Origin of the sequence: Ralstonia sp. ASV6 (genome assembly GCF_016429285.1) — a bacterium.
GTDB lineage: Bacteria > Pseudomonadota > Gammaproteobacteria > Burkholderiales > Burkholderiaceae > Ralstonia > Ralstonia flaminis.
In genome coordinates this window covers 1-7,121 of the sequence record NZ_JAELUI010000202.1, presented here as the reverse complement: position 1 = coordinate 7,121, position 7,121 = coordinate 1, and the positions used below count along the sequence as shown (strand labels likewise).

The window sequence follows — 7,121 nt, the reverse complement described above, 5'->3', positions numbered from 1 at the left end:
GTGCGGCTGACCGCCTGGCTGTGTCGCAGCCGGCACTGTCGTACCAGATGCGGCAACTGGAGCAATGGCTGGGCGTACCCCTGTTCGAGCGCTCGGGGCGCAAGCTCGTGCTCACGCGGGCCGGTGCTTCGGTGCGTGCGTGGTGCCGTGATGCGTTTGCCGGGCTCGATGAATTGCGCGCCGCACTGCACAGCGGCGAGATGGAACGCGTGTCGCTCAAGCTGGCCAGCGGCTCCAGCTTTGGGCGCTATGTGTTGATGCCGGCACTGCTGACGCCGTCGCCGGAATCCGATGCACCGCTGCTCGACGACGTGCGTCTGGAGCTGGCGTTCGGCAGCGACGACGAAGTCTTTGGCCATGTCGAATCCGGTCGCGCAGACCTCGGCTTCGTCTACACACCGCGCACTTCACGCTTGTTTGAGCACCACGCTGTCTACACCGAGGAGTTCGTGCTCGCGTGCAGCGCGCGCGCATTGCGCGAGCAGGGTGCCCCACGCACGCTGGCCGACTGTGCCGCGCTGCCCTTCGTCACCTATGACGAGTCCGATGCGGTGTACGGCCTGTGGTTCAAAGCGCTCTTCCGGCGCATGCCCGAGACGACCGTGAGCGCACATCACGTGTCGGATCTGGAGGAGGTGAGTACGCTGGTGGAGGCTGGCGTGGGCTGGTCGGTGCTGCCGCTGCATGCCATTCACGAGGCGGTGGAGCGCGGACGCTTGCAAGTCGTGCGACCGATGACAACGCGGCGCTGCCTGAATACCGTGTTTGCCGTACGTCGCACGTCGAGCTTCCCGAGCGAAGCGCAGGATCGTCTACTCGTACGCCTTGCCCAGCTCGATGCCGCAACAGCGAATGGCTGAGGCGTGAGCCACGTCGAAGCGGATGCTGCTGTCGTAGCGGCAGTACGGTGCCGTCGTTGACCGTGGGGTCATCCCGGCGTCCGAACTTGCTTCCGGCCGCCGCCCAAGTCCCGCGCGCCTCCCCGAACGTGCAGCCGATCTCACTGAGTTGCTCGGCTCCGTGTCTTTGCCTTGAAATTAATTAATTCGACAATTAATATTCGGCGCATGGCAACACGCAAACCTTCCCCACGCGGCCCGGGCCGTCCCCGTCGACGCGATGGTTCGACGCAGGACGACCTGCGCGACCGCCTACTCGACATGGCTGTGACGCTGTTTGCGCGTGACGGTGTCGGCCCGACCACGCTCGCCGCCATTGCCCGCGAGGCTGGCGTGACGGCGCCGATGGTGCACTACCACTTCAAGACGCGCGACCAGTTGCTTGACGCGGTGGTTGAGGCGCGCATCCGTCCGCTGGTCGATCAGGTGACGGGCCCGGCGCTAGAGCGCATTGCCGACGACAGCCACCTGCAGGACTTGGCGCAGACGATCGCGGGCGTGGCGCAGCGCATGGTGGCGATGGCCGCAAGCACGCCGTGGTTTCCGCCGCTGTGGATTCGCGAGGTCGCCAGTGATGGCGGCCAGTTGCGCGAGCGCGTGTTCGAGCGCATTGCATTGGAGCGCGCCAAGCTGATCGTTGAGCGCATTACCCGCGCGCAGGCTGCCGGGGCTGTGAACCCCGCGTTGCAGCCGCCGCTGTTGATGCTCTCGGTGATCGGTCTCGCGATGCTGCCGCTGGCCACGCGGCCACTGTGGGGGCGGTTGCCCCAGGCAGACCAGGTGGACGATGCGGCGATCGGCCGACATGTGGCAGCGCTGCTGCTGCACGGCATCGGCCCGGGGAGCGTGGCAGCGGATGCTGGCGGCAAGGCGGTCAAGGCAGCCAAGAGCAAGACGCGCAAGTAGGGCGTTGCAACGGATCAATCGCATCAATCCATTCCGGCGGAGTACGGTATGCGGCAAGCGTTGTGGAACAGCAGGACAGGGTGTCTGGTGGCGGCCGCAGCGTCAGTTGCAGCGGCTGTCGTGGCGTTGAGTGGCTGCGCAAAGCAGGACACCAACACCTATCAGGGTTATGTGGAAGGCGAGTTCGTCTATGTCGCCTCGTCCGTGGGTGGGCGGTTGGACCATCTGGGTGTGCAGCGTGGGCAGACCGTCAGCGCCGGGGCACCGTTGTTTGTGCTCGAGTCCGTTGATGAAACTGCCGCGCGCCAGCAGGCCGCCGCGCAACTGCAATCGGCCGAAGCACAATTGGCCGATCTGAACCTTGGCAAGCGCGTGCCCGAAGTCGATGCGGTGCGCGCGCAACTGGCGCAGGCGGTGGCGGCTGACAAGCTCTCTGCGATTCAGCTCACGCGTGATGAGGCGCAGTTCCGTGCGGGCGGTATCCCGCAGGCGCAGCTCGACTCCAGTCGCTCCACCGCACAGACCAACGCCCAGCGCGTACGCGAACTGACTAACCAGCTGCGCATTGCCCAACTGCCGGCACGCAATGACCAGATCCGCGCACAAGCGGCACAGGTTGAGGCGGCACGTGCCGCCGTCGCCCAAGCCCAATGGAAGCTCGACCAGAAGGCGCAGAAGGCAAGCCAGGGCGGTCTTGTGTTCGACACCCTCTATCGAGAGGGTGAATGGGTGGGCGCCGGCAGCCCGGTCGTGCGCATGTTGCCGCCCGCCAACGTGAAGGTGCGCTTTTTCGTGCCTCAGGGTGTGGTCGGTGCGCTCAAGCCGGGGCAGGCGGCGCGCATTCACTGCGATGGCTGCGCGGCAGATGTGAATGGCACCGTCACCTACGTTGCCAACGAGGCGGAGTACACGCCGCCCGTGATCTATAGCAACACCACGCGCGACAAGCTTGTTTTCATGGTGGAGGCGCGTCCCACGGCGGCCGATGGCCCCAAGCTGCGCCCGGGCCAGCCCGTTGAGGTGACGTTGCAATGACCACCTCGGGCAATCACAACGGCAGTGGCGCGAGTGCGCGTGATTACGCCATCGACGTGCACGGGCTGAACAAGTACTTCGGCGACAAGCACGTCGTAAAAGACCTCTCGATGCAGGTTGCGCGCGGTGAGATCTTTGGCTTTCTCGGGCCCAACGGCAGCGGCAAGACCACGTCGATCCGCATGATGTGCGGGCTGCTCACCCCCGACAGCGGCAGTGGCACGTGTCTCGGTTTCGACATCCTCACGGAGTCTGCCCAGATCAAGCGTCGCGTCGGCTACATGACGCAGCGCTTCTCGTACTGGGATGACCTGTCCATTCGCGAGAACCTCGACTTCGTTGCGCGCCTGTATGAGATGCCCAACCGGCGCGAAGCGGTGGACCACGCGCTGGAGACCCTAGGTCTCGCTTCGCGTGCCAAGCAACTGGCGGGCGCGTTGTCGGGCGGCTGGAAGCAGCGGCTGGCGCTGGCGGCCTGCATGCTGCATCAGCCGGAGTTGCTGCTGCTTGACGAACCCACCGCCGGTGTCGACCCGAAAGCCCGCCGCGACTTCTGGGAGGAACTGCACCGCCTTGCCGCACAGGGCATCTCGGTGCTGGTCAGCACGCACTACATGGATGAGGCCGAGCGTTGCCACAAGCTCGCCTACATTGCGTATGGCGAACTGCTGGCACAAGGCACCGCCAGCGAGGTGATTGCCAGCCAGCGGCTGTCGACGTGGTCGGTGATGGGTGGCAATCTGGTCGACTTGGGGCGCAAGCTCGAAGGCCAGCCCGGCGTGGATCAGACCGTCGCGTTCGGCTCGGTGTTGCATGTGACGGGCGCCGATGCACAGGCACTGGAAGCCACGCTGCGCAGTCTTGCCAGTGAATCGGGCGTGCGCGTGGCGCCGATCGATACCGGCCTGGAAGACGTCTTCATCCACATGATGCGTGGCTCGTCCGACAACTACGGAGCGCAGCCATGAGCCTCACCATTCACGGCAACCGCTTCTCGTTCCAGCGCTGGTGGAGCGTGGTGCTCAAGGAGTTCTTGCAACTGCGGCGGGATCGCGTGACCTTCGCCATGATGATCGGCATTCCGATCATGCAGTTGTTCCTGTTCGGCTTTGCCATCAACGCCGACCCGAAGCACTTGCTGACCGGTGTCATTGCGGCGGACCAGAGCGAGTTCACGCGCAGCTTCCTGGCCGGCATGCGCAACTCCGATTATTTCGACCTGGCCAACACGCTGCCCGACGAAACGGCCGGGCGCGAGGCGCTGGCCAAGGGGCAGCTGCAGTTCGTTGTCTCCATCCCGCCGGACTTCACGCGCAAGCTGGTGCGCGGCGAAAAGCCCTCGCTGCTGGTCGAGGCGGATGCCACCGACCCCGCCGCTACGGGGCTGGCAGTGGCCTCGCTCTCGCAACTGGTGCAAGGCGTGATCGACAAGGACATGAAGGGCGCGCTGGCACCGCTGGCTGGTGGCACGAGCGGTGGCGCACCGCCATTCGACGTGCGCGTCCACAAGCTCTACAACCCGGAAGGCGTCACGCAGTACAACATCATCCCCGGCCTGATGGGCACCATCCTCACGATGACCATGGTGATGATGACCGGCCTGGCCATGACGCGCGAGCGCGAGCGCGGCACCATGGAAAACCTGCTCGCGACGCCAGTGCATCCGCTGGAAGTGATGACGGGCAAGATCGTGCCGTACATCTTCATCGGGCTGGTGCAGGTGACCATCATCTTGCTGATGGCGTACTTCGTCTTTCAGGTGCCATTTGTTGGCAGCGTGTGGATGGTCTACGTGTCGGCACTGCTGTTTATCGTGGCGAGCCTGACGGTGGGGATCACGTTGTCGTCGCTCGCGCAGAACCAGTTGCAGGCAACGCAGCTCACGTTCTTCTACTTCCTGCCGAACATCTTGCTCTCGGGCTTCATGTTTCCGTTTGTGGGCATGCCGAAGTGGGCGCAGATGATTGGCAACCTGCTGCCGATGACGTATTTCAACCGGCTCACGCGTGGGATTTTGCTCAAGGGGAATGGGTGGTTCGAGCTGTGGCCGAGCATCTGGCCGTTGATGGTGTTTACGGTGGTGGTGCTGAGTATTGCGTTGCGGTTTTATCGCAAGACGCTGGATTGAGGTGGCGGCCATGCATATGTTTCTGATGTTTCGCAGTGATGGCCGTGGTGGTCCATCCCTTGTTTCATCCCCTGCCGGGGCTGACTCACTTTTCTTTGTCTTGCCAAAGAAAAGTAAGCAAAAGAAAGGCGCGCCCGAGATGGCGAAAGACTCCTTGAATTTCCGTAACCGGGCGGAGACGGGAAAAACTCGCTTCGCTCAAACAGTTTCCCGTCTTTTTTCCGCCCGCTTACGAAAATTCAAGGCGCCATCTAGGGCAGGGTACGGCCAAACCGTCAGTGGGCGTGCGTTGGCGTTGGGGCAATTGCGGGTGGTGCGGGCGTTGGGTTTGGGTGCTGTGTTGGCTGTTGCATTGGCGATGAGCGGTTGCGCCGTCGGCCCCGACTTCAAGACGCCTGCCGCGCCTGTGGCATCGGGCTACTCCGCACAGCCTGTGCCGCGCGAGACGGCATCTGCGCCCATCCCAGGTGGTGAAGTGCAGCATTTGGCTGATGCCAATGTGCCGGCGGATTGGTGGCACCTGTTTCAATCTCCAGCGCTCGACGCGCTGGTCGATGAAGCGCTGCATGCCAGCCCCACGGTGACGCAGGCTGAGGCACGCCTGCGCCAGGCTCAGGCTGAAGCCGAGGCGCAGTTCGGCTATGCGCTGCCCACGGTGGATGGCACCGTGTCTGCCGTGCGGCAGCAGGTCAATCCGGAAGCGTTTGGCTTCAACACGCCCAAGCCTGGGCCGTTCACGTTGTACTCGGCATCGCTGTCGGTGTCGTATGCGCTGGACCTCTTCGGCGGCGTGCGCCGGGCATTGGAAGCATCGCGTGCGGAAGTGGATACGCAGCGCTATGAGCTGGAGGCAGCACGCCTGGCACTCGCCGGCAATGTGGTGACGTCGGTGGTGCGCATCGCCTCGCTCGATGCGCAGATCGCCACCACGCAGCGGCTGGTAGCGGAGCAGCGCAAGCAGCTCCAGATCACCGAGCGCCGCTTGACCCTGGGTGGTGTGGCGAACGTTGACGTGCTCTCGCAGCGCACCCTCGTCGCGCAGACGGAAGCGACACTGCCACCGCTCGCCCAGCAGGCCGCGCAGATGCGGCATCGGTTGTCGGTGCTGCTAGGCCGTGAGCCGGGGGTGGGGTTGCCAGATCTGCCCACGCTGGATGCCATGCGCTTGCCTGATCCACTGCCGGTGTCGTTGCCGTCTACGCTCGCACAGCGCCGGCCTGACATTCGCGCGGCCGAGGCGATGCTGCACGAGGCCAGTGCCAACGTGGGTGTTGCCACGGCCAACCTGTTCCCGCGGATCACCTTGTCAGCGGGGCTGGGTTCTGAGACGACGGGTTTCCGCAATGTGCTGGGCGCTGGCTCCAGCATCTGGAACCTGGGCGCCGGGCTCACGCAACCGATCTTCCACGGTGGTACGCTGCGCGCAAAGAAGCGCGAGGCCGAAGCCGCCTACGACGCAGCGGGCGCCGCGTACAAACAGACGGTGTTACAGGGCTTGCAAGAGGTGGCCGATGCACTGCACGCCGTGCACAACGACGCGCAAGCGCTGCAGGCACGCGCACTGGCAACCGATCAGGCACAGCAGACATTGCAAGCTGCCCAAGCCCGCCACGCCGCAGGTGGCATCAGCACGCTCACGCTGCTCGATGCACAGCGTCAAGTCGACCAAGCAACGCTGCAGCAGGTACAGAGCCGCGCAGATCGTCTGTTGGATTCCGCCGCCCTGATGCAAGCACTAGGCGGCGGTTGGCAGCAATAAACGACGTTGGCGACAACATCTGCATCCAGACGGTGTGGCCGTACCCTGCCCTAGATGGCGCCTTGAATTTCTGTTGCTGGGAGGAAGAAGAGAGGAGGCTGTTTGAGCGAAGCGAGTTTGCCTCCTCCCCCTCCCTGCGACATAAATTCAAGGGGAAGTCGCCATCTCGGGCGCGCCTTTCTTTGCTTACTTTCTTTGGCAAGACAAAGAAAGTGAGTCAGCCCCGGCAGAGGATGAAAGGGAGGTGGGCCACCAAGCCCCAACCCTCCCCAAAAGCACCACCGCTCAAACAGCAGGCCGCAACAACCGCTGCTGATACGCCTGCAAATGCGCATACGCCACACGCAGCAGCGACACATCCACCCCCAGCTTGCGCCCCCGCTGCAGCATGTCA

Annotated in this window: 6 protein-coding genes and 1 pseudogene; 6 read left to right on the top strand and 1 reads right to left on the bottom strand. The window is 64.0% G+C overall.

Translation table 11 applies throughout. The features are described from left to right. The 6 genes from JHD73_RS25465 to JHD73_RS25440 form a co-directional block, all read left to right on the top strand. A partial coding sequence (locus JHD73_RS25465; RefSeq protein ID WP_199032949.1) for a LysR family transcriptional regulator occupies window positions 1-860 on the top strand: 860 nt, incomplete at its 5' end. A 207-nt stretch (window positions 861-1,067) separates the two neighbouring features. Then, window positions 1,068-1,805 (top strand): TetR/AcrR family transcriptional regulator, encoded by a 738-nt coding sequence (locus JHD73_RS25460; RefSeq protein ID WP_199032948.1) that lies wholly within the window; start codon window positions 1,068-1,070, stop codon window positions 1,803-1,805. 48 nt (window positions 1,806-1,853) lie between these two features. Continuing rightward, window positions 1,854-2,840, top strand: coding sequence for an HlyD family secretion protein (locus tag JHD73_RS25455; protein ID WP_199032947.1), 987 nt, complete (start codon window positions 1,854-1,856; stop codon window positions 2,838-2,840). Further along, window positions 2,837-3,808, top strand: a complete 972-nt coding sequence (locus JHD73_RS25450; protein ID WP_199032946.1) for an ABC transporter ATP-binding protein — start codon at window positions 2,837-2,839, stop codon at window positions 3,806-3,808. The genes JHD73_RS25455 and JHD73_RS25450 overlap by 4 nt, the downstream gene beginning before the upstream one ends. Continuing rightward, window positions 3,805-4,968, top strand: coding sequence for an ABC transporter permease (locus JHD73_RS25445; protein ID WP_199032945.1), 1,164 nt, complete (start codon window positions 3,805-3,807; stop codon window positions 4,966-4,968). Before JHD73_RS25450 ends, JHD73_RS25445 begins: the two co-directional genes overlap by 4 nt. Window positions 4,969-5,272: 304 nt before the next feature. Further along, a complete protein-coding gene (locus JHD73_RS25440; protein WP_269848306.1) occupies window positions 5,273-6,727 on the top strand; it encodes an efflux transporter outer membrane subunit in 1,455 nt (484 codons plus the stop codon). Between the two features lie 285 nt (window positions 6,728-7,012). On the opposite strand, the pseudogene JHD73_RS25435 reads toward JHD73_RS25440, so the two are convergent. After that, window positions 7,013-7,121 (bottom strand): annotated as a pseudogene (locus JHD73_RS25435) (oxidoreductase); the annotation flags it as partial.